The sequence below is a fragment of the Caulobacter sp. 05T431 genome (genome assembly GCF_056665975.1).
On the sequence record NZ_JBFTKU010000001.1, the window covers coordinates 196,792 to 214,459 of the forward strand.

Consider the following 17,668-nt stretch of genomic DNA (forward strand, 5'->3'; position numbering starts at 1 on the left):
CCCCATGGAAGCGCTCTCCGCCACCGTGATGCTCAGGGCGCTGGACGGCCTGTCCATGCGCCAGATCGCCACCGCCCAGAACATCGCCAACGCCGGCACGCCGAACTACCGCCCCGTGCGGGTCAGCTTCGAGGAGGCGCTGCGCGCCGCCGCCGGCCAGGGCGAGGAGGCGACCCACGCCCTGTCGTTCCACGTCGAACCCCAGCCAGTCGCCGACTACGGCCCCGAGATGCGCTTGGACCTCGAGACCGCCACGGCCTCGACCACGGCGGCCCGCTACGCCGGTCTAATCGAGATCCTGGGCCGCCAGATGCAGATCAACGCACTCGCCATTTCGGGAGGCCGCTAGACCATGCGCGCGATGGAGATCAGCAAGACCGGCCTGGACGTCGAATGGCGGCGCCTGGAGGTCATCGCCGACAACCTGGCCAACATCAACACCACCCGCACGGCGGGAGGCGCCCCCTATCGCGCCATGCGCCTGCTGTCGGGGCCCAAGACCAGCTTCGCCGGTCATCTGAGCCACGGCGAGACGACTTCGGCCGGCGAGCTGGAAGGGGTGACGGTCTACGGCCTGGAACCCACCAACGCGGCGCCACGCAGCGTCTACGAGCCCGACAATCCGGACGCCGACGCCAACGGCTACGTGGCCTATCCGTCGGTCGACCATGCCCAGGAGATGGTCCTGATGGTCAAGACCGCCCGCGCCTACGAGGCCAACATCGTGGCCATGAACATCTCGCGCCAGATGTACGCCAAGGCCCTCGAGCTGGGTAAGCGGTCGTGAGCGTGGTCCCCGTCGAGGCCCTGAGCGCCATCACCTCGGTCGACGCCCTGGCCGGCCAGACCCCCGCCGCGCCCCAGCGCGCGACCGGCGGCTCGTTCTCGCAGATGCTTTTGCAGGGCGTCGACGACGTCAATCAGAAGCTGGTCGACGCTGACAATCTGGCCACCGCCTTCGCCCTGGACGACTCCATCCCCGTGCATCGCGTGACCTACGCGCTCGAGCAGGCCCGCGTGTCGTTCGAGATGATGATGCAGGTCCGAAACCGGATGATGGAGGCCTATCAGGACATCATGCGGATGCAGCTGTGATCCACGCGGATCGGCGGCGGGATCCTTGAATTCAGAAGTGTGGGACCAGGTAGTGGACCTGATTAAGTGGTTTAGATCGTTCTCTCCGCTCCGGCAGCTGGCCTTGCTGGCCCTGACCGCGGCGGTTCTGTGCGCGATCCTGTTCGCCGTCTATTTCATGGTGCTGCGCAAGCCTTACGCGACGCTGTTCACCAACATGCGGGCCAACGACGCCGCCACGGTGGTGGGCGAGTTGGACAAGAAGAAGGTGCCCTATCGCCTGGCGGACGGCGGCCAGACGATCAAGGTGCCGGCCGACGTCGTCGACCGCACGCGCCTGGACATCATGAGCCAGGACCTGCCGATCAAGGGCACGGTCGGCTTCGAGCTGTTCAACAAGTCGGACATGGGCCTCACCGAGTTCGCCCAGAAGATCAACTACCAGCGGGCCCTGCAGGGCGAGCTGGCGCGCACGATCATGACCATGGATGTGGTCGAGACCGCCCGCATCCACCTGGCCCTGCCCGAGGCGACGATCTTCCGCGACGACCGCCGGCCGTCCAAGGCCTCGGTCACCATCCTGACCCGCGGCGGCGTCCCGCTGTCGGCCGCCACCGTGCTGGGCGTTCAGCGGCTGGTCGCCGCCTCCGTGCCCGAACTGGCCGTCAATGACGTGGTGGTGCTGGACGGCCACGGCGACGTGGTCAGCACCACGGTCGACACTCCCGCCGGCGCCGCCTACGACGCGACGACCGCTCCGGCCGGAGCCCAGGAAAAGCAGGCCATCGAGCAATACTACGCCGCCCGTCTGCGCCAGGTGCTGGAAAGCGGCGCCGCGGGCCGGACCGTGCAGGTCCGGGTCTGGGCCGGCTATGACCCGCAGGACTCGGCGGTCGACGACGACGCGGCCCGCTGGTCGCCGGCGACGCGCGCCTTCCCCCTGCGGGTGACGATCTTCACCGACGCCCAGGACCCCGCCGCCCAGGACGAGGCGCGGGCCGTGGTCACCGCCGTCATCGGCGCCGCCCCCGGCGACTCCGTGGCCTTCTCGCCCATGAGCGCCTGGCGCGCCGCCGCCGCTCCGCTGGAGCCCTACGCCGCCCTGCCGATCGCGGCGACGCCCGAACCGACCGCCCAGGCCACGGCCGCGCCCTCGCGCGCACCGGACTTGGAGCCAACGCCGCGCAAGCCGATCTCGCCTTGGACAATCGTGCTGGCCCTGGTGGTGGTCGGGGCCCTGGCCATGGCGTTGCTGGCCCAGCGCCGGCTGGCGCCGCCGCGCCGCCTGTCGCCCGCCGACCACGACGACTACGCCCAGCAACTAAAGCTGCTGCTCGAAAAGGAGGGGTCCGATGCCCTCCCCACGGCCTGACCGCGCTCTGCGCCGGCTGGTCGCCGACCTGGCCAACGCCCGCGGCGACGATATCGCCGCCGTCCTGGCCAAGCTGGACGCGCAGCAGCGGCGAACGATCGAGACCCTGCTCGCCGAATATCGCGGCGCAGTTGTCTCGGTCCCCGTCCAGCCGACCGCCCCGGCGCCGCCGAGGCCCGAAGCCGACGCGTTCGACGGCGTCTCGTCCTGGCTGGCCGCGCGGGTGAGCGATCGCCCGGCCTCGGCCGCGCCACTGCGCCTGGGTCCGGACGCCGGCGGCCCTTCGCTGGAACACGCCATGACCGCCTCGGCGCTCGCCGCCTTGCGCGCGGCGGCCGCAACCGTGCGTCCCTCGCCCGCGCCGCCGGTCACGCCGATCGAGCATCCGCCCCGACCGCCCCGTCGCGACCGGCTGCATGACATCTTCCTGGGTCGGCGCACGCCGTCATGACCGGGATCATCAAGTCCCGCGAGGCGGCCAAGTCTCCGCACGTGCGTCCCCTGCCGAAGGCGGGCCCAGCGACGGGCGTCGCCTCGCTCGCCTCGGAAACGCCGGCGGTCGCCGTCGAGCCCCAGGTTGATCCCGAACTGGTCGCCGCCCGCGCCGACCTGGCTGAAGCCAAAGCTCAGATCGCCGTCAAGGACGCCGAGATCGCCGACTTGGTCGCCGCCCTGGAGACCGCCTTCGTGGACGGCCAGGCCCGGGGCCGCGAGGCGGCGCTGAAAGAAGCGGCCGGCGAGCGCGAAGTCCTGGCCGCCAAGCTGCAGGCCTCGGGCGAGCGGGCGGTCGGCGTTCTGGAGCGCGACCTGGCCTCGCTGGAGCGCCTGGCCGTGAGCCTGACCCTGGAAAGCCTGCGGAAAATGCTGGGCGAGCCCGGCGCCCAGGCGGCCCTGGCGCCGGCGATCCTGCGTCGGCAACTGGCCCAGCTGGACGCCGCCAGCGTGCTGCGCGTCCAAGTCTCGCCCGTCGACTTCCCGGACGCCGAGGCGTTGGCCGAGCTGAATGCGGCGGTCGGCCATCCAGGCCTGGAGATCACGCCCGACGCGCGGCTGGCCAGCGGCGACTGCACGATCAAGCTGGCGCTGGGCGCTCTGGAGGTCGGCCCCAACCAGCAATGGGCCCGCCTGCTGGACGCTCTGGCGCCCCTGGCCGAACCGGAGGCGCCGGCGTCATGACCAGCGCCCATCCGTTCCTGGACACCCTGCGCAACCTGGACCTGGTGGCCCGCACCGGCCGGGTCCGCCGGATCCTGCCGACCTTTATCGAGGCCGACGGCCCCAGTCTGCCCCTGGGCGGCCGGTGCCTGGTCGAGACCCGCGGCCGCGACGCGGAAGCGCCGTCGTCGGTCCTGGCCGAGGTGGTCAGCGTCAACCGCGACTCGATCGTTCTGGCGCCGTTTGAAGACGCCCAGACCTTCTCCGGCGCCAAGGTCACCGCCAGCGTCACCTCCGGGGTCGTGCCCGTGGGCGACGCCTTCCTGGGACGGGCGGTCGACGCCCTGGCCCGGCCGATCGACGGACGCGGGGAGATTGTCGGGGCCCGTTTCGCGCCCGCGACCGGCGCGCCCGTTCCACCGATGGCCCGGGTGTCCCCCAAGCGGCGGCTGGACAGCGGCATCCGCGCGATCGACGGCCTGCTGACCCTGGGCCAGGGCCAGCGCGTGGGCGTGTTCGCCGCCGCCGGCGTGGGCAAGACCAGCCTGCTGACCCAACTGGCTCAACAGGTCGAGGCCGATCGCGTCGTCATCTGCCTGATCGGCGAGCGCGGCCGCGAGGTCGAGGCGTTGTGGTCGCAGGGTCTGTCGGCCCAGGCTCGGGCCAAGACCGCCCTGATCGCCGCCACCTCGGACCGCACGGCCGCCATGCGGGTTCAGGCCGCCTCATACGCCCTGGCCCTGGCCGAGCATTGGCGCGACCAAGGCCATCACGTGCTGCTGCTGCTGGACTCGGTGACCCGCCTGGCCATGGCCCTGCGCGAGATCGGCCTGGCCGCCGGCGAACCACCGACCGTGCGCGCCTATACGCCCAATGTGTTCGCGGCGATTCCCAAGCTCGTCGAACGCTGCGGCGCGCTGAAGTCGGGCGGGGCGATCAGCGCCGTCATGACCGTGCTCAGCGAGACCGACGAGGTCGACGACCCGATCTCCGAAATGATGAAATCGCTGCTGGACGGGCACATCGTGCTGTCCCGTAGCCTGGCCGAACAGGGCCACTATCCGGCGATCGACGTCTCGCGCAGCATCAGCCGTCTGGCCGCCGGCTTGATGCCGGACGAGCACCGCGCCCACGCCACGCGCGCCGCCGAGCTGATGGGGGTTTACGAGGCCTCGCGCACCCTGATCGAGGCCGGCGTCTACGTGCACGGCAGCAATCCCGACATCGATCTGGCCCTGGAGAAGCGGCCCGGGCTGATGAAGTTCCTCAAGCAGCGCCAGACCGAGCGGACGCCCTATGGCGAGGTCTGCACCACCCTGTCGCAGTTGGTCGGAGGCGCGGCCTGATGCCCCGTCATCACCCCTCCAAGACCCTGGGCCAGATCCTCGACATCCGGCAAATCCAGCGCCAGGCGGCCGAGGCCAAGGTGGTTCAGGCCGGCCAGCGACTGGACGCCGCCGAGCGGGAACGCGACACGGCCGACGAGCGGCTGGAAGTCGCCGAGGCCCGCTGGCGCGACGCTTTGTCGGGTCCGTCCATGGCCCTTCATCTGATGGGCGCCCTGTCGGCCGAGGTCCTGGCCCAGGCCCAAGGCGTCGTCGAGGCCCACAACGAGGTCGCCTCGGCCCAGGACCACAAGACCCAGACCCGCGACCAGTGGCGCGGCGCCCTGGCCAACGAAGACGCCGTCAAGGCGCTCACCCGCGCGGCCCGGTCCATCGAGGTCCGACGGGCCGACGAGGCGGCGCTGGGTGACCTGGCCGACCGGGTCGCGCATCAGGGAGCCACGCGATGAAGATTGCCCCATCCCTCCCCACCGCCACGCACCCCGCGGCCCGGTCCGCCGCGAAGCCGGCCGCTCCGTCCAGCGGCCTGTTCAAGAGCCTGCTGACGGATGGCGACGCCGGCCCGGCGCCCAGCCAGGCCTCTGACGATGACAGCGCGAAAACCTTGATCGACCTGGCCCAGGCGCAGCAGCATCGCGCGCTGGGCTTCAGCGAGGCCGGCCTGCTGGGCGTGGGCCAAGGTCCCTTCGCCGCCCCGCCGGCGACGGTCTCGGAGATAGACGGCGCGTCCCCGCCAACCGGCGCCGCCGAGGCCCAAGCCGCAGCCGCCGCCTGGGTCCGTCCGGACCAGCCGTCCGCGCCCCAACCTGGCGCCCCGGCGATCGCGGTCGCGGGGCCGCCGTCTGGTGCGCTTCCTGGACGCACGGCTCCGGCCGGCGCCGGTTCGGCGGTCGCCACCGCACCGCCGGGGCCTTCCCTGCTCGATACCTCGGCCCACGCCCTGATCGTCCGCACCATCAGCGACGCCCTGCGCGACACCCAGGCCCAAGACCCGGCGACGACATCGGATCGCAACCCGCCTTCGGCGCGGTTCGATCCAACCCGCCCGCCCAGGCCCGAAGCCAAGACCCAGGTGGCCGTCGCGGTGTCGGAAGCCGACGGCGCGCTGCAGGTGGTCGCCGCCTCGCCCGGCATCAATCCCGAGACCGCCGTCCGCGTGCGTCGGATCGTCTCCGACCTGGCCGAACGGTTCGGACTGCGTCTGAGCGACCTGCACCTCAACGGCGTCCGCGTCGCCCCTTTCAATACCGGTTCCACAGGAGCAGCCCATGGCGGTTGACGCCATCAGCTCGTCGTCGAGCGCCTACGGCCTGGATTTCCAGTCGCTGCTGAAGATCATCATGACCCAGCTGACCTACCAGGATCCGCTGAAGCCGATGGACAACTTCCAGTTCGTCTCGCAGCTGGCCCAGTTCTCGCAGCTCCAGCAGAGCCAGACGCTCAACGACCAGATCACCAGCCTGCTGTCAGCCCAGTCGATGACTCAGGCCACCAGCCTGCTGGGCCGCACGGTCGACTTCACGTCCGAAACCCAGAACCTGTCGGGCACGGTGCAATCGATCTCGGTGAGCTCCGGCACGCCCGAGCTGACCATCAAGCTGTCTGACGGCACGCTGCTGGCCAACATCGGCTTGGCGAACATCAACACCATTCGTTAGCGGGGGAACACGTCATGCTTGGCGCCATCTATGTCGGAATGAGCGGACTGACGGCCTATTCGAAGGGCCTGCAGAGCATCAGCAACAACGTCGCGAACCTGAACACCCTTGGTTACAAGGCCACCACGGTCAGCTTCACCGACGTGTTCAACCAAGGCGGCGGCGGCATGTCGTACGCCGGCGGTTCGGACAGGGAGCAGACGGGCAGCGGCGTGAGGATGGGTCTGTCGCAGACGGACTTCAAACAGGGCGACCTGCGTCAGTCCACCAACGATCTGGACCTGGCGATCCAGGGCAGCGGCTTCCTGGCCCTGGTCGACGGCGACAAGGTCTTCTACGCCCGCACCGGCCAGTTCAAGGTCGACAACGACGGCTACATTACCCTGGACGGCACCCAGCACCATCTGGCCGTGCTGAACGACGCCCAGCAGCCGACGGCCATCAACCTGGACGCCAAGCGCATCAGCCATCCCAAGTCGACCACCAAAGTGACCTTCGCCGACAACCTGTCGTCCACGGCCACGGACGCCACGGTGTCCAGCATCGCGGTCTACGACTCCAACGGCGGCAAGCAGATCTGGCAGGTCAAGCTGACCGCCGTGGGCGCCACCTCGCCGGGCGAATGGAAGGTCACCGTCACCGATCAGAACAACCGCCAGGTCGGCTTGGGCACGCTGAAGTTCAACGGCAGCGTGGTCGACTCCACCACCGCCAAGATCACCATCACCGACACCCCCACCGGCGCCGATGCGCTGTCGGTGGTGCTGGACTTCTCCAGCGGCGTGACCAGCTTCGCGGGCGGCACCTCCTCGACCCTGCGCGCGGCCTCGACCGACGGCAACGGCGTCGGCGCGCTGACCGCCGTGACCATTGACGAGGATGGCCAGGTCAAGCTGACCTATTCCAACACCGAGACCGAACTGGTCGGCTCGGTCGCCCTGGCCGATTTCCGCAGCCCGCAGGACCTGGAGCAGGTCGGCAACGGCGTGTTCGTCGACAAGGGCAACGGCCAGCGCCGCATGGTGGCCAGCGGCGTCGACGGCGTGGGCAAGCTGGTGTCGCGCCAACTGGAAGCCTCGAACGTCGACCTGTCCCAGGCCTTCGGCGACCTCATCCTGATCCAGCGCGGCTTCCAGGCCTCGTCCCAGGTGGTCAGCGTCACCAACGACATGATCCAGCAACTGTTCGGCATTCGAGGCCAGGGATGAGCCAAGCCGCGGTTCACGACTGGCTGCCGCCGGAGGTCGTCCTGCGGCCCGCCGTCCGGGCGAGGATCGAGGAGGCGGTCGCCGAATGGTCGTCCGCCTGGTTCGCCACGCGCGCGATCGGCGTCTCGGGCGTCAAGACCGTCGCCCGCTTCAAGGCCGGCGAGGACCGCCGCCTCGAGGGCAAGACGGCGAGGGTCGGCTATTCGGACCGCGCGGCGCGCCGCCTGCTCGACTGGGCGCTGGACGCGCGGCTGGATCAGGCGACGCTCACCCCGCTGGATCAGAAGATCCTCGACGGCTTCGAGCGCAAGCTGGTCGAGGACCTGCTGGTCCGCCTGGACGCCATCCTGGCCGTGTCCCCAGCCGGCGCTGCACGCGAGTCCGCGGGCGGGCTGGAGGTCGGGCTGTGCGAGGCCCAGTCCGGCGACCTGTTGACCCTGAGCCTGCCCCAAGAGGCCGTGCTGCCCCTGGCCCGCGCCGCCCTGCCCGCCCCGCGCCCGCGCGATCCGCTGGACAACCTGGCCGGCGCCCTGGCCGGCACGGACGTGGTCATCGACATCACCCTGGGCGAAGCCGACGTGCGCCTGGGCGACCTGCACGCCCTGGCGCCCGGCGACGTGCTGATTCTGGGTACGCCGCTCACCGGCCTCGCCCAAGTGACCTTGGCGGGAAGCCCCGAGGTCTTCGCCCGCGCCGCCCTCACCGATCTCGACGGCCAAATGGCCGTGACGTTTCAAGCCTGACTGGACCCTTCATGACTTCCCCCACCGCCAAGGTCGCGCCCGCTTCCGACAAGGCCCACGCCGACGTCGCCTCCCCGGCCGCCGCCGGGCCCGGCGTGCTGTCGATCAACGCCTCGATCTTCAAGGACGTCCACGTCCAGCTGCAGGCCAAGCTGGGCCAGGCCCGGATGTCCGTCGAGGAACTGCTGGCGCTAAAGGCCGGCTCGGTCGTCAAGCTGGACCTGCTGATGAGCGAGCCGATCGAACTGCGCCTCAATGAGTCCTTGATCGCGCGCGGCGAGATCGTCGCCGTCGACGACAATTTCGGCGTCCGGATCATCGAGGTCGCCAACCTGCCATGACCGTTCGGTCCTCCTTCCTCCCCGCCGGTTTGGCGGGACTGATGCTGTACGCGTTCGCCGCGCCGGCGTGGGCCCAGACCCTGGGCCAGGGCGCGAGCACCGAAACGCCGTGGCTGCGCGTCATCGCCGCCCTGCTGCTGTGCCTGGGCCTGGCCGTCGCCGCCGCCCTCCTGCTCAAGAAGCACCTGGGCGGCCCGACGCCCGCCCTGTTCGGCGCCAGGGCGCGCCGTATCCAGTTGATCGACACCCTGCGGCTCAGCCACCAGGTCGACCTCTGCGTCGTCCAGTACGGCGGCAAGCAACTGCTGGTGGCCGCCAGCCCCGGTGGAGCCACGCTGCTGGCCAGCGGCGAGCTCGACGAAGAGCCGACGCCGACCCCATGAAAGCCCTGCTCCGCGCCCTGCCGACGCTCGCCGCCGTCGCCCTGTTGGGCCTGACGAACACCGCCTCGGCCCAGACCAGCCCCGCGCCCGCGGCTCCGGCCGAGACGCCCGCCGTCCAGCCCGTCCCGAGCGCCGCCGCTCCGATCCAGATCCCGACGACACCCGCCGCCACCGCGACCCCGACCGCGACCGCGACCACCGAGGCAGCACCGGTCGAACCCGCTCCGACCGGTTCCATCCGCAAGGCCCGGCCGGCGACTGTCGCGTCCTCGCGCGTCCTGCCCGCCGCTCCTCGAGAGGACGGTCCTGTACGGACGGCCGAACCGATCCGCATCGCCCTGATCCTGACCCTGCTGGGTCTGATCCCCGCCCTGGCGATCTGCGTCACGCCGTTCATCCGCATCATCGTCGTGCTGTCGATGATCCGCCACGCCATGGGCATGCCCGAGACCCCGCCCAACCAGGTGCTGGTCAGCCTCGCCCTGTTCCTGACGATCTTCACGATCCTGCCCACCTGCAACGCGGTCAACAACATGGCCCTGCAGCCCTTCCTGGCGGGACGGATCTCGGTCGAGCAGGCGATGGAACAGGGTCAGTCACCCGTGCGCGCCTTCATGCTTCGCCAGGTCGCCGACCGTGACCTGAAGACGATCTACGAGATCTCCAAGCAGCCCCTCCCGGCCTCGGCGTCGCAGGTCGGGTTCATGCAGCTGACCTCGGCCTTCATGCTCAACGAGCTGCGGGTGGGCTTCAAGATCGGCTTCGTCATCCTGCTGCCGTTCGTGCTGATCGACCTGATCGTCTCCAGCATCCTGCTCTCTCTGGGCATGCTGATGGTGCCGCCCGCCACCCTGTCCCTGCCGCTTAAGGTGCTGATGTTCGTCCTGATCGACGGCTGGAGCCTGGTGCTGCAGGGGGTGGTCGGCAGCTTCAAATGAAGCCAGGCCTCGCCATGGAGACCTCGCACCTCGACGAGGGCGACAACCACGGCGAGGCCGCGCTCTGGCGCGCCTTCAAGGAGACCGGCGACGCGGGCGTCCGTGAACAGCTCTTCTCCCTGTACTATCCGTTCGCCCGCCGGGTGGCTCGGCGGCGCTATCTGGATCGCAAGTCCGGCGATATCGAGTTCGCCGACCTGTGCCAGCTGGCCTATGCCGGTCTGCTGGAGGCGATCGACCGCTTCGACCCCAACCTTGGCGTGCCGTTCAAGGGCTACGCCTCGTGGCGTATCTCCGGCGCGGTCCTTGATGGCGTCAACAAGATGAGCGAAGTGCGCGAGCAGATCTCGTTTCGCAATCGCGTCCGGCGCGACCGCACCCGCTCGCTGGTAGACAAGGACCCCGACTCCATGTCGACGCCCGAGGCCATGGAAGCCTTGGTCGACGCCGCCGTCGGCCTGGCCCTGGGTTTCATGCTGGACGACACCGCCCTGCTGATCGACGGCGAGGCCAGCACGCCCTCCACCGCCTATGACAGCCTGGCCTGGAAAGAACTGGTGCAAAGGCTCACGGTGCAGGTCGCCGCCCTGCCCCCGCGCGAGCAGGCCGTCATCCGCCACCACTATCTGCAAGGCATGAACTTCGACCACATCGGCGCGCTGCTCGGCGTCACCAAAGGGCGCGTCTCACAGATCCACAAGTCGGCGATCAGCGGGTTGAAGGCCCGCATGAACCGGGCCGGCGACTTCAAGCTCGAACGTTAGGACCAAGCCATGACCCAGAACCCAACGGCGCAAGAGTGCCCAGCCGAGGACCTGCTCGCGGCGGTCGACATCCTCAAGCAAGACGACGAGGCCGGCCTGGCGCGCATCGATGAGCTGATCCAGCGGTATGACGGCGACGCCCGGCTCCATTTCCTGAAGGGATCGTTGCTGGCGGGCATGCGGCGCTACGAAGAAGCCCACGTCTTCATGCAGCGCGCGGTCGAGCGCGCGCCCGGCTACGCCATCGCCCGCTTCCAATTGGGCTTCCTCGAAATGACCTCGGGCGACTATCCGGCCGCGCGGACCACCTGGGCCCCGCTGCTGGACCTGCCGGCGGAGGATCCGCTGCTGCTGTTCGTCATGGGCCTGGAGCAACTGGCCAAAGACTCCGTGCCGGAAGGCATCGAGCTGCTGCGCCAGGGCATCGCCCGCAACACTGACAATCCGCCCCTGAACAACGACATGCAGCTGATCATCGACAAGACGCTGGAGGAAGCCGGCGCGCGGCCGGCGGACGACGAGCCGACCACAGCCACTCACCTGCTGCTGCAGCGCTACGCCAACAAGACCAAGCACTGAAGTCCATGTCCCAATCGATGACCCAAGCCGTTCGCGACCTGCTGGAAGCCGCCGTCGCCAATCCGCGTGGCGGCGCGCCCGGCGTGGCGGCGGTCGGCGGCGGGGTCCTGGGAGCCTTCTCCGAGGCCGCGGGCGAGATCGCGGTGCGGCGCGGCGAGCCGCTGACAACCCTGACCCGGTTCCCGATCTCGTGCGTCGTCAAGCCGATGGTGGCGCTGGTCTGCCTGGAGCTGGAACGCCGGGGCCAGCTGAGCCTCGACGACGATATCGGCGAGCACCTGCCTGAACTGCGCACCGAGCCCGGCCAGCCCACGGGGATCAAGATCACCCACCTGCTGTCGCACACGGCCGGGTACATCGAGCCCAAAGATCCCGACGCCCGCTGGGGCTATAGCTGGGACCGTTTTGCCGCCTTCTTCCGTCAGCGTGACCAGGCGTTCCCGCCGGGACGGGTGTGGAGCTACACCCACACCGGCTATGTGATCCTGGGCAAGGTGATCGAGGCGATCACCGGCCGTCCGGCCTTGGAAGTGTTGGACGAAGAGCTCCTGGCGCCGCTGGGGATCGCCCCTCGCGTGTTCGCCGAAGCCGTGCAGGAGCGGACCGCCTTCACCGCCCTGCACATGCCGTCCATCCGGACCCGCCAGATGGAGGCCATGGGCGCGCCGCGCGACACCGGCTTCTTCCGCTGCTCGATCTCGGACCTGTCGCTGTCGACCATCGACCTCCATCGGATCGCGCTCTATCTGGCCGGCGGGCTGGACGATCTGCTCCCCTCCCTGGCCGCCTCCCGCCGGCGGCTGTTCAACCGCGTCGCGACCTTGCCGCCTTTCATCGGCAGCTCCGACGCCGAGGTGATCCCGGACGCTTACGGCCTGGGGGTCGGACTGTTCGGCGGCGTAGGGGGCGTGAACGGCTCCTTCGTCGGTTCCACGTGCGCCCTGCGTTTCGATCCGGCGGCTGGGACCGCCGTGGCCGTGGCCCTGAACGCCTGGGTTCCTCAGACCCGTGACCGCCTGACGCTGGACCTCGAGACCCTGGTGGCCGAGCACCCCTCGCACCGCCTGTCCTCGCCGGTCGATCCTGACCTGATGCGCGATCTGGAAGGCCAGTACGAGGGCCTGATGCTGGGCACCACAGCCCGCTTCGAGATCATCCGCGAAGGCCCAGGCTACCTCTGCCGGGTCAAGAGGCCCAAGGTCGACGCGCCCGTGGCGCGGCTTGCCCTGGACCAAGGCCAGATCGTCGCCAGCCCGATCCAGCCGGGCTTCGCCCTGGCGCTGGAGCGGTGGGCTCCCGACGCCCCGACCTCGCTGCTGGTCGGCGCCTGCGCCTATCGCAAGGTGTCCGATGCGGTCTAATCCCCTCCCGCGCGCCGTCGCGCACCGCCCTTCTGATCTGGAGCGTTCCTACCGATGAGTTCGACCGAGCAACAACTGTGCGACATCTGGCGCGAGGTGCTCAACGTCCCCGAAGTGACCGCTGAAAGCGACTTCTTCGGGCTGGGCGGCGACTCCGTGGCCACCATGATCATGCTGATGCGAGTCGAGGAGGCCTTCGCGCTGTATCTGGACCCGGGCGTGATCTACACGGCGCMGACCGTCGCCCTGCTGGCTCAGGCGGTCGAGACCGAACTGAACACCCGGGCGGCCGAGGCCGCTCCGGTCGCCTGAACTCAGCCCGCGAAAGCCGGCCGCCGGACCTTGCCCGACGCCGTCAGCGGCAGCTCGCGCACCAGAGTCAGCCGAATCTGGCCGACCTCCGCCGGCAGGCCCTGGGTCAGCGTGGCCGTGAGCTCGGCGCGCAACGCCTCGTCCGTAGGATCGGCGACGACCCAGACCTCGACGCCCTGGCCTTCAGGCGCGAACGCCGCGCTGGCGGCGTGGGCCTTGTCATGATGCAAGGCCAAGGTCTCGATCTCGCGGCACGACACCAGCCGTTCGCCAATCCAGCGGCAGTTCTCGCGCCGGTCCAGGATCCGCAGGCCGCCGTCGGCGTCCAGAATTCCGACATCACCCGTGGCCAACACGTCCAGCGACCGGGTCGCGCCGTCGGCGTCGACATAGCCGCGCGCCAGGATCGCGCCCCGCACGACCACGTCGCCTGGTTCACCGACCGCCAGGTCCGCGCCCTGGGCGTCGACCACACGGACTTCGACGGTCGGCAGCGGGACGCCGCGCCCTCCGCCGGCCAGGAGATCGGCCTCGGACGAGACGGTGATCGACCCGTTGGTCTCGGTCATGCCGTAGCCGCCGCCGACGCGGACCTCGGGCAGGTCGCGCTTGAGCCGATCCAGCAGGTCTTCCGGCAAATGGGCGCCCTGGACGTTGATTGTCCGCAGCGAGGCCAGGTCGACCCCGCCGGGCCGCGCGTCGAGCAGAGCGCGCATCAGGGTCGGGGTCATGCCACCGAGGGCGGTGGCCCCGTGCTTGGCGATCGCAGAGACCAGATCGGCGGGCGAGGCCCGGTTCGGCGCGAACGCCGCCTTGCCGCCCATCATCATCGCCAGCAGCACCTGCGCGTAACCGCCGATGTGGAACAGCGGCGCGGTCACCAGGGTGCATGGCGGCGGGGGCGCGGAGGTCGGGCGCGGCGCACCGATCGACTGCAAGGCGCCGCCCAGCAGCATCCCTCTGAGACCCGTGAGCAATCCCCGATGATCGATCAATACACCTTTGGGCGCGCCGGAACTGCCCGAGGTGAAGGCGATCAGGGCGATGTCGGCGGGCGTGATGGCCGCGGTCGGCGGGGCGCCGCCCCCCTCATCGGATGGCCGAGTCACGGCGGGACGTCCGGTGGCCGCCGCGACGGTGGCGGCCATCTCGTCGGTGTCGGTCACGCCCAGCTTGCAGCCTGTCCGCGCGATGGCTTCGCCCAGCGCCTGGCCTTGGCCGACGTCCAGCAGCACCGCCGTTCCGCCCAGGGCGGTAATGGCGACAAAGCCGACGATCCAGTCGGCCTTGTCGGCGACTGCGAGCGCGACCCGATCGCCTGGCGTAAGACCGGCCGCCATCAGCGCCTCCGCCAGTCGATCGGCGCGCGCGAACAGCTGGGCATAGGTCAGGCTGTTTCCGTCAGACACAATGAAGGCCTTGTCGCGGAAGGCCCTCGCCCGGGCGTACACATCGGCCAGGGTCTGGGGTCCGGTCCGGAAGCTGGGCGCCGCGCCACGTCCATGGTCCTCGACCGCCAGTTCGAACGGTCCTCCCGGCCCCGTCAGGCGGACGGCAAGGGCGGACCTGGGATCAAGCGGCAAGGAAGATGCGTCCGGCATTGTTCTCTCGAATCCGCCGCTCTAGCTTGCGACGGGGGAATCCAATGAGTGTTGAAGGCAGACCATTCTGGGCCGCGCTGGAAGATGGCGGGCGCAAGACCGCCCTGATCGAAGCCCGCCAAGGCCAAGCTGTAACATACCTCGAACTGGCCCGTCTGGCCGATGAGGCCGCCGAGCGCGAACCGATTTCGGCGGCCAAGGCATTGGTGTTCCTCAAGCTGCCCGCGACCATCGCCGCCGTCGCCCGGCTGCTTGGCGCCTGGCGCGCCGGTCACGCCGTGCACATCCTCAAACCCGACGCCCCCGCCGAGCGCGAGGCGCTTCTGGCGCGGTTGTATGGCGACGGAGCGTCCCTGCATCCTGATCTGATGCTGTTGCTGGCCACCTCCGGCTCGACCGGCGACGCCAAGCTGGCGCGGCTGTCGGCGCGCAACCTGACAGTCAACGCCAGCCAGATCATCAGCGCGCTGGAGATCGATCCCGAGGCGCGGCCCCTGCTGAACCTGCCGCTGTCGCACACCTACGGCCTGTCGGTGCTGACCAGCCACCTGGCCCGCCACGCCACCGTGATCCTGAACGATCGCTCGTTCCTCGATCCCGACCTCTGGACCGCCTTCCGCGCCCATCGGGCCGATGGACTGCACGGTGTGCCCGCCAGCTACGCCCTGTTGCGCGCCGCCCGCGCCAAGGGCTTGGCGCTGGACGGGCTGCGAACCTTGACCCAATCGGGCGAGGCCTTGCCGGCCGCCACCGCCGACTGGATGCGCGACGACCTGCTGCCGCGCGGCGTGCGGGTCTACAAGATGTACGGCATGACGGAAGCGACGGCGCGCGCCTGCGTCCTGCCGCCCGAGGCCTTCGCCGATCATCCGGGCTCGGTGGGCCGCCCCGTGCCGGGCGGTGCGATCACCATCGAGGACGGCGAGGTGGTCTTCCGCGGCCCCAACGTGATGATGGGCTACGCCCACGGACGCGACGACCTGGCGCGCGGCGACGACCTGAACGGGTTGCTGCGGACGAATGATACCGGCGAGCTGGACGCCAATGGCTTCCTGCGCCTGACCGGCAGGTTGGACAGGGTGGGCAAGGTCGACGGCCAGCGCCTGAACCTGGCCGAGATCGAACGCGAGTTCTTCCCCGATCAGGCCGTGGCCCTCACGGTCTCCGACGGCCGGCTCTCGATCATCCACGAGCTGGCGTTGGGCGATCCCGCCCGGCGCGCGCGCGACCTGGCGGCCGCGCTGAAGCTGATGCCCGCGAACGTGACGGCGCGGGCCGTGGCCGCCCTGCCTCGCCTGGACAACGGCAAGATCGACTACCGCGCCCTGCCGGGCTGACCGAAGTCAGCCCCCCTTTCCGAACTCAACCCCAATCAGCGACGGGGGCCTCATCCCGCCCAACGATGCGGGCCAACACCTCGCGGAAACCGTCCAGCAGGCCGGGAATGAACGGGGCCTTATGGTGGAAATAGCCCGAGATCTGGCCATCGAACTCGCCCAGTTCCAGCCAGTAATGACAGACGCCTGGTCCAGGCGGCGACAGGGCGCCCGGCGCGGGCACCGTGATCGGCGTCCAGGCCGAGAGCTGAGCGGTCATGACGCCGGCGGGCGGCGGCGGCGGACGCGGAATCTTCGGCCGGCCCGGGGTGAAGTTGAAGCCGGGCGACAGGATCTCGTATCCCTGCTCGGCCAGGGCCTGGGCGATGAAATCCGAGCGGACGAACTGGGCGCGGGCCCCGGCGGAGATCGCTTCCCAGGTCAGGCGCACCACATCGGCGAACGACGGCTGGCCCGACAGGTCGACGCGATAGTGGATCTTGTCGGCCAGGTAGCCAATCACCGGCTGCAGCGCGGGGCTCTCGCGCCCAGCGGTCACGCAGGTGATGATCTGATCGGCGCGATCGGTGACCCGCGCCAGCAGAACGAATTGGGCGGCCAGCAGTACGGCGAACAGGCTGGTCTTCTGCTCCCGCGCCACCGCATGCAAGGCCTCGCAGGTGGCGGGATCGATCTCGAACCGCTCGCGGCCGTCGAACACCGCCTGGTCCTCACGGGCCTTGGCCAGCGCGGGAGCCGGCGGCGCGGCCAGGCGATCCTTCCAGTAATCCAGCTGCCTGGCGCCGTCCTCACTGTCGATCCAACTCTGCATCCCGACCAGATAATCCGCATACTGGATCTGAAGTCCGGGATTCGTCGGCGCTCCGCCGGCCGCCAGGGCCCGATGGCACGCTCTCAACTCACGCCAGAACAGGCCGATGCCCGCGCCGTCGCAGATGAAGTGGTGCAACACCACCCCGAACACATAATCGTCCTCGGCCAGTTGAATCAGGAAAGCCCGCATCAAGCCGGCCCGCATGTCGAACGGCCGCCAGACGCATTCCGCGGCGACCTCCATCGCCTTGTCCTCTCCCTGGCCGCGCAGGTCGACGAACTCGATCTCGACCGGCTTGTCGCGCTGGAACGCCAGGTGCGGCTTGCCGTCCTGCTCGACCACGGCGCTGAGCACGGTCTCGTGCCGATCGGCCACCGCCTGCAGGGCGTCGCGCAGGATCTCGCGGTCCGTCGGCTCGCGAATACGGGCGACCGCGTGCGGTCGATTGGCCGAGGAAACGCCGACCAGGCCTTCGCTGAAATTCTTCCAGGAGTGGAGTCGGAAGCTGGGAACGGTTCCTTCGTGGGTGAGACGCGAAAACTGGGGCAAGGCTTGGGACATGCTCGACGCCGAAATGGATTTCTAGAAGTTCGAGATTACCGGTCACATCGATGAAAGCAATATTTCAATGACAAGTAATAATTAAAGGCGCCCACCTATTGCCCGAAGGAATGGGGCAACC

Annotated in this window: 22 protein-coding genes; 20 read left to right on the plus strand and 2 right to left on the minus strand. The window is 69.5% G+C overall.

Translation table 11 applies throughout. The features are described from left to right. The first annotated feature begins 4 nt into the window (after positions 1-4). Genes AC1U89_RS00900 through AC1U89_RS00990 form a run of 19 tightly spaced genes read left to right on the plus strand, consistent with a single transcriptional unit; the run spans position 5 to position 13,234 of the window. Positions 5-349 carry a flagellar basal body rod protein FlgB gene (locus tag AC1U89_RS00900; RefSeq protein WP_479897760.1) on the plus strand — a complete coding sequence of 115 codons (345 nt, stop codon included), beginning with the start codon at positions 5-7 and terminating at the stop codon, positions 347-349. 3 nt (positions 350-352) lie between these two features. Then, positions 353-787 carry a flagellar basal body rod protein FlgC gene (gene flgC / locus AC1U89_RS00905; RefSeq protein WP_479897761.1) on the plus strand — a complete coding sequence of 145 codons (435 nt, stop codon included), beginning with the start codon at positions 353-355 and terminating at the stop codon, positions 785-787. Then, the gene (fliE, locus tag AC1U89_RS00910; protein ID WP_479897762.1) at positions 784-1,095 is read left to right on the plus strand and encodes a flagellar hook-basal body complex protein FliE; all 312 of its coding nucleotides are present in this window, start codon (positions 784-786) and stop codon (positions 1,093-1,095) included. Before flgC ends, fliE begins: the two co-directional genes overlap by 4 nt. A gap of 37 nt (positions 1,096-1,132) precedes the next feature. Further along, complete coding sequence (gene fliF / locus AC1U89_RS00915; RefSeq protein ID WP_479897899.1) at positions 1,133-2,446, plus strand: flagellar basal-body MS-ring/collar protein FliF; 1,314 nt, start codon at positions 1,133-1,135, stop codon at positions 2,444-2,446. Continuing rightward, complete coding sequence (locus AC1U89_RS00920; protein WP_479897763.1) at positions 2,427-2,897, plus strand: hypothetical protein; 471 nt, start codon at positions 2,427-2,429, stop codon at positions 2,895-2,897. Before fliF ends, AC1U89_RS00920 begins: the two co-directional genes overlap by 20 nt. Then, positions 2,894-3,622 (plus strand): FliH/SctL family protein, encoded by a 729-nt coding sequence (locus AC1U89_RS00925; protein ID WP_479897764.1) that lies wholly within the window; start codon positions 2,894-2,896, stop codon positions 3,620-3,622. The genes AC1U89_RS00920 and AC1U89_RS00925 overlap by 4 nt, the downstream gene beginning before the upstream one ends. Further along, complete coding sequence (locus tag AC1U89_RS00930; protein ID WP_479897765.1) at positions 3,619-4,947, plus strand: FliI/YscN family ATPase; 1,329 nt, start codon at positions 3,619-3,621, stop codon at positions 4,945-4,947. Before AC1U89_RS00925 ends, AC1U89_RS00930 begins: the two co-directional genes overlap by 4 nt. Continuing rightward, the gene (locus AC1U89_RS00935) at positions 4,947-5,396 is read left to right on the plus strand and encodes a hypothetical protein (RefSeq protein ID WP_479897766.1); all 450 of its coding nucleotides are present in this window, start codon (positions 4,947-4,949) and stop codon (positions 5,394-5,396) included. Before AC1U89_RS00930 ends, AC1U89_RS00935 begins: the two co-directional genes overlap by 1 nt. Continuing rightward, on the plus strand, positions 5,393-6,226 hold the full coding sequence (locus AC1U89_RS00940; protein WP_479897767.1) for a hypothetical protein: 834 nt from the start codon (positions 5,393-5,395) through the stop codon (positions 6,224-6,226). The genes AC1U89_RS00935 and AC1U89_RS00940 overlap by 4 nt, the downstream gene beginning before the upstream one ends. Then, positions 6,216-6,605: a flagellar hook assembly protein FlgD gene (locus AC1U89_RS00945; protein ID WP_479897768.1), complete on the plus strand. Its 390-nt coding sequence runs from the start codon at positions 6,216-6,218 to the stop codon at positions 6,603-6,605. Before AC1U89_RS00940 ends, AC1U89_RS00945 begins: the two co-directional genes overlap by 11 nt. A gap of 14 nt (positions 6,606-6,619) precedes the next feature. Further along, positions 6,620-7,813, plus strand: coding sequence for a flagellar hook protein FlgE (locus AC1U89_RS00950; RefSeq protein WP_479897769.1), 1,194 nt, complete (start codon positions 6,620-6,622; stop codon positions 7,811-7,813). Continuing rightward, the gene (locus AC1U89_RS00955; RefSeq protein ID WP_479897770.1) at positions 7,810-8,556 is read left to right on the plus strand and encodes a FliM/FliN family flagellar motor switch protein; all 747 of its coding nucleotides are present in this window, start codon (positions 7,810-7,812) and stop codon (positions 8,554-8,556) included. Before AC1U89_RS00950 ends, AC1U89_RS00955 begins: the two co-directional genes overlap by 4 nt. An 11-nt stretch (positions 8,557-8,567) precedes the next feature. After that, positions 8,568-8,897, plus strand: a complete 330-nt coding sequence (fliN, locus tag AC1U89_RS00960) for a flagellar motor switch protein FliN (RefSeq protein WP_479897771.1) — start codon at positions 8,568-8,570, stop codon at positions 8,895-8,897. A 41-nt stretch (positions 8,898-8,938) separates the two neighbouring features. Continuing rightward, positions 8,939-9,280 carry a flagellar biosynthetic protein FliO gene (locus AC1U89_RS00965; RefSeq protein ID WP_479897772.1) on the plus strand — a complete coding sequence of 114 codons (342 nt, stop codon included), beginning with the start codon at positions 8,939-8,941 and terminating at the stop codon, positions 9,278-9,280. Further along, complete coding sequence (fliP, locus tag AC1U89_RS00970) at positions 9,277-10,218, plus strand: flagellar type III secretion system pore protein FliP (RefSeq protein WP_479897773.1); 942 nt, start codon at positions 9,277-9,279, stop codon at positions 10,216-10,218. Before AC1U89_RS00965 ends, fliP begins: the two co-directional genes overlap by 4 nt. Then, positions 10,215-10,982, plus strand: a complete 768-nt coding sequence (locus AC1U89_RS00975) for a sigma-70 family RNA polymerase sigma factor (RefSeq protein ID WP_479897774.1) — start codon at positions 10,215-10,217, stop codon at positions 10,980-10,982. Before fliP ends, AC1U89_RS00975 begins: the two co-directional genes overlap by 4 nt. A gap of 9 nt (positions 10,983-10,991) precedes the next feature. Further along, the gene (locus tag AC1U89_RS00980; RefSeq protein WP_479897775.1) at positions 10,992-11,561 is read left to right on the plus strand and encodes a tetratricopeptide repeat protein; all 570 of its coding nucleotides are present in this window, start codon (positions 10,992-10,994) and stop codon (positions 11,559-11,561) included. A 17-nt stretch (positions 11,562-11,578) separates the two neighbouring features. Beyond that, positions 11,579-12,922, plus strand: coding sequence for a serine hydrolase domain-containing protein (locus AC1U89_RS00985; RefSeq protein ID WP_479897776.1), 1,344 nt, complete (start codon positions 11,579-11,581; stop codon positions 12,920-12,922). Between the two features lie 54 nt (positions 12,923-12,976). After that, positions 12,977-13,234, plus strand: a complete 258-nt coding sequence (locus tag AC1U89_RS00990) for an acyl carrier protein (RefSeq protein ID WP_479897777.1) — start codon at positions 12,977-12,979, stop codon at positions 13,232-13,234. 2 nt (positions 13,235-13,236) lie between these two features. Here the strand turns inward: AC1U89_RS00990 and AC1U89_RS00995 are convergent, their stop codons facing one another. Continuing rightward, positions 13,237-14,835: a class I adenylate-forming enzyme family protein gene (locus AC1U89_RS00995; RefSeq protein ID WP_479897778.1), complete on the minus strand. Its 1,599-nt coding sequence runs from the start codon at positions 14,833-14,835 to the stop codon at positions 13,237-13,239. Positions 14,836-14,879: 44 nt separating this feature from the next. Here AC1U89_RS00995 and AC1U89_RS01000 point away from each other — a divergent pair, with 44 nt between their 5' ends. Continuing rightward, positions 14,880-16,172 (plus strand): AMP-binding protein, encoded by a 1,293-nt coding sequence (locus tag AC1U89_RS01000; RefSeq protein WP_479897779.1) that lies wholly within the window; start codon positions 14,880-14,882, stop codon positions 16,170-16,172. Between the two features lie 25 nt (positions 16,173-16,197). Here AC1U89_RS01000 and AC1U89_RS01005 read toward each other — a convergent pair whose 3' ends face one another. After that, a complete protein-coding gene (locus AC1U89_RS01005; protein ID WP_479897780.1) occupies positions 16,198-17,547 on the minus strand; it encodes a condensation domain-containing protein in 1,350 nt (449 codons plus the stop codon). Positions 17,548-17,668: the final 121 nt, after the last annotated feature.

Bases quoted from the DNA above. Each gene is read 5' to 3' on its own strand.
- AC1U89_RS00995 (WP_479897778.1), bottom strand. From the start codon at position 14,835: ATGCCGGACGCATCTTCCTTGCCGCTTGATCCCAGGTCCGCCCTTGCC.
- flgC (WP_479897761.1), top strand. From the start codon at position 353: ATGCGCGCGATGGAGATCAGCAAGACCGGCCTGGACGTCGAATGGCGG.
- fliN (WP_479897771.1), top strand. From the start codon at position 8,568: ATGACTTCCCCCACCGCCAAGGTCGCGCCCGCTTCCGACAAGGCCCAC.
- AC1U89_RS00945 (WP_479897768.1), top strand. From the start codon at position 6,216: ATGGCGGTTGACGCCATCAGCTCGTCGTCGAGCGCCTACGGCCTGGAT.
- AC1U89_RS00925 (WP_479897764.1), top strand. From the start codon at position 2,894: ATGACCGGGATCATCAAGTCCCGCGAGGCGGCCAAGTCTCCGCACGTG.
- AC1U89_RS01000 (WP_479897779.1), top strand. From the start codon at position 14,880: ATGAGTGTTGAAGGCAGACCATTCTGGGCCGCGCTGGAAGATGGCGGG.
- AC1U89_RS00965 (WP_479897772.1), top strand. From the start codon at position 8,939: ATGCTGTACGCGTTCGCCGCGCCGGCGTGGGCCCAGACCCTGGGCCAG.
- AC1U89_RS00980 (WP_479897775.1), top strand. From the start codon at position 10,992: ATGACCCAGAACCCAACGGCGCAAGAGTGCCCAGCCGAGGACCTGCTC.
- AC1U89_RS00955 (WP_479897770.1), top strand. From the start codon at position 7,810: ATGAGCCAAGCCGCGGTTCACGACTGGCTGCCGCCGGAGGTCGTCCTG.
- AC1U89_RS00975 (WP_479897774.1), top strand. From the start codon at position 10,215: ATGAAGCCAGGCCTCGCCATGGAGACCTCGCACCTCGACGAGGGCGAC.
- AC1U89_RS00900 (WP_479897760.1), top strand. From the start codon at position 5: ATGGAAGCGCTCTCCGCCACCGTGATGCTCAGGGCGCTGGACGGCCTG.
- fliP (WP_479897773.1), top strand. From the start codon at position 9,277: ATGAAAGCCCTGCTCCGCGCCCTGCCGACGCTCGCCGCCGTCGCCCTG.
- AC1U89_RS00935 (WP_479897766.1), top strand. From the start codon at position 4,947: ATGCCCCGTCATCACCCCTCCAAGACCCTGGGCCAGATCCTCGACATC.
- AC1U89_RS01005 (WP_479897780.1), bottom strand. From the start codon at position 17,547: ATGTCCCAAGCCTTGCCCCAGTTTTCGCGTCTCACCCACGAAGGAACC.
- AC1U89_RS00950 (WP_479897769.1), top strand. From the start codon at position 6,620: ATGCTTGGCGCCATCTATGTCGGAATGAGCGGACTGACGGCCTATTCG.
- AC1U89_RS00920 (WP_479897763.1), top strand. From the start codon at position 2,427: ATGCCCTCCCCACGGCCTGACCGCGCTCTGCGCCGGCTGGTCGCCGAC.
- AC1U89_RS00940 (WP_479897767.1), top strand. From the start codon at position 5,393: ATGAAGATTGCCCCATCCCTCCCCACCGCCACGCACCCCGCGGCCCGG.
- AC1U89_RS00985 (WP_479897776.1), top strand. From the start codon at position 11,579: ATGACCCAAGCCGTTCGCGACCTGCTGGAAGCCGCCGTCGCCAATCCG.
- AC1U89_RS00930 (WP_479897765.1), top strand. From the start codon at position 3,619: ATGACCAGCGCCCATCCGTTCCTGGACACCCTGCGCAACCTGGACCTG.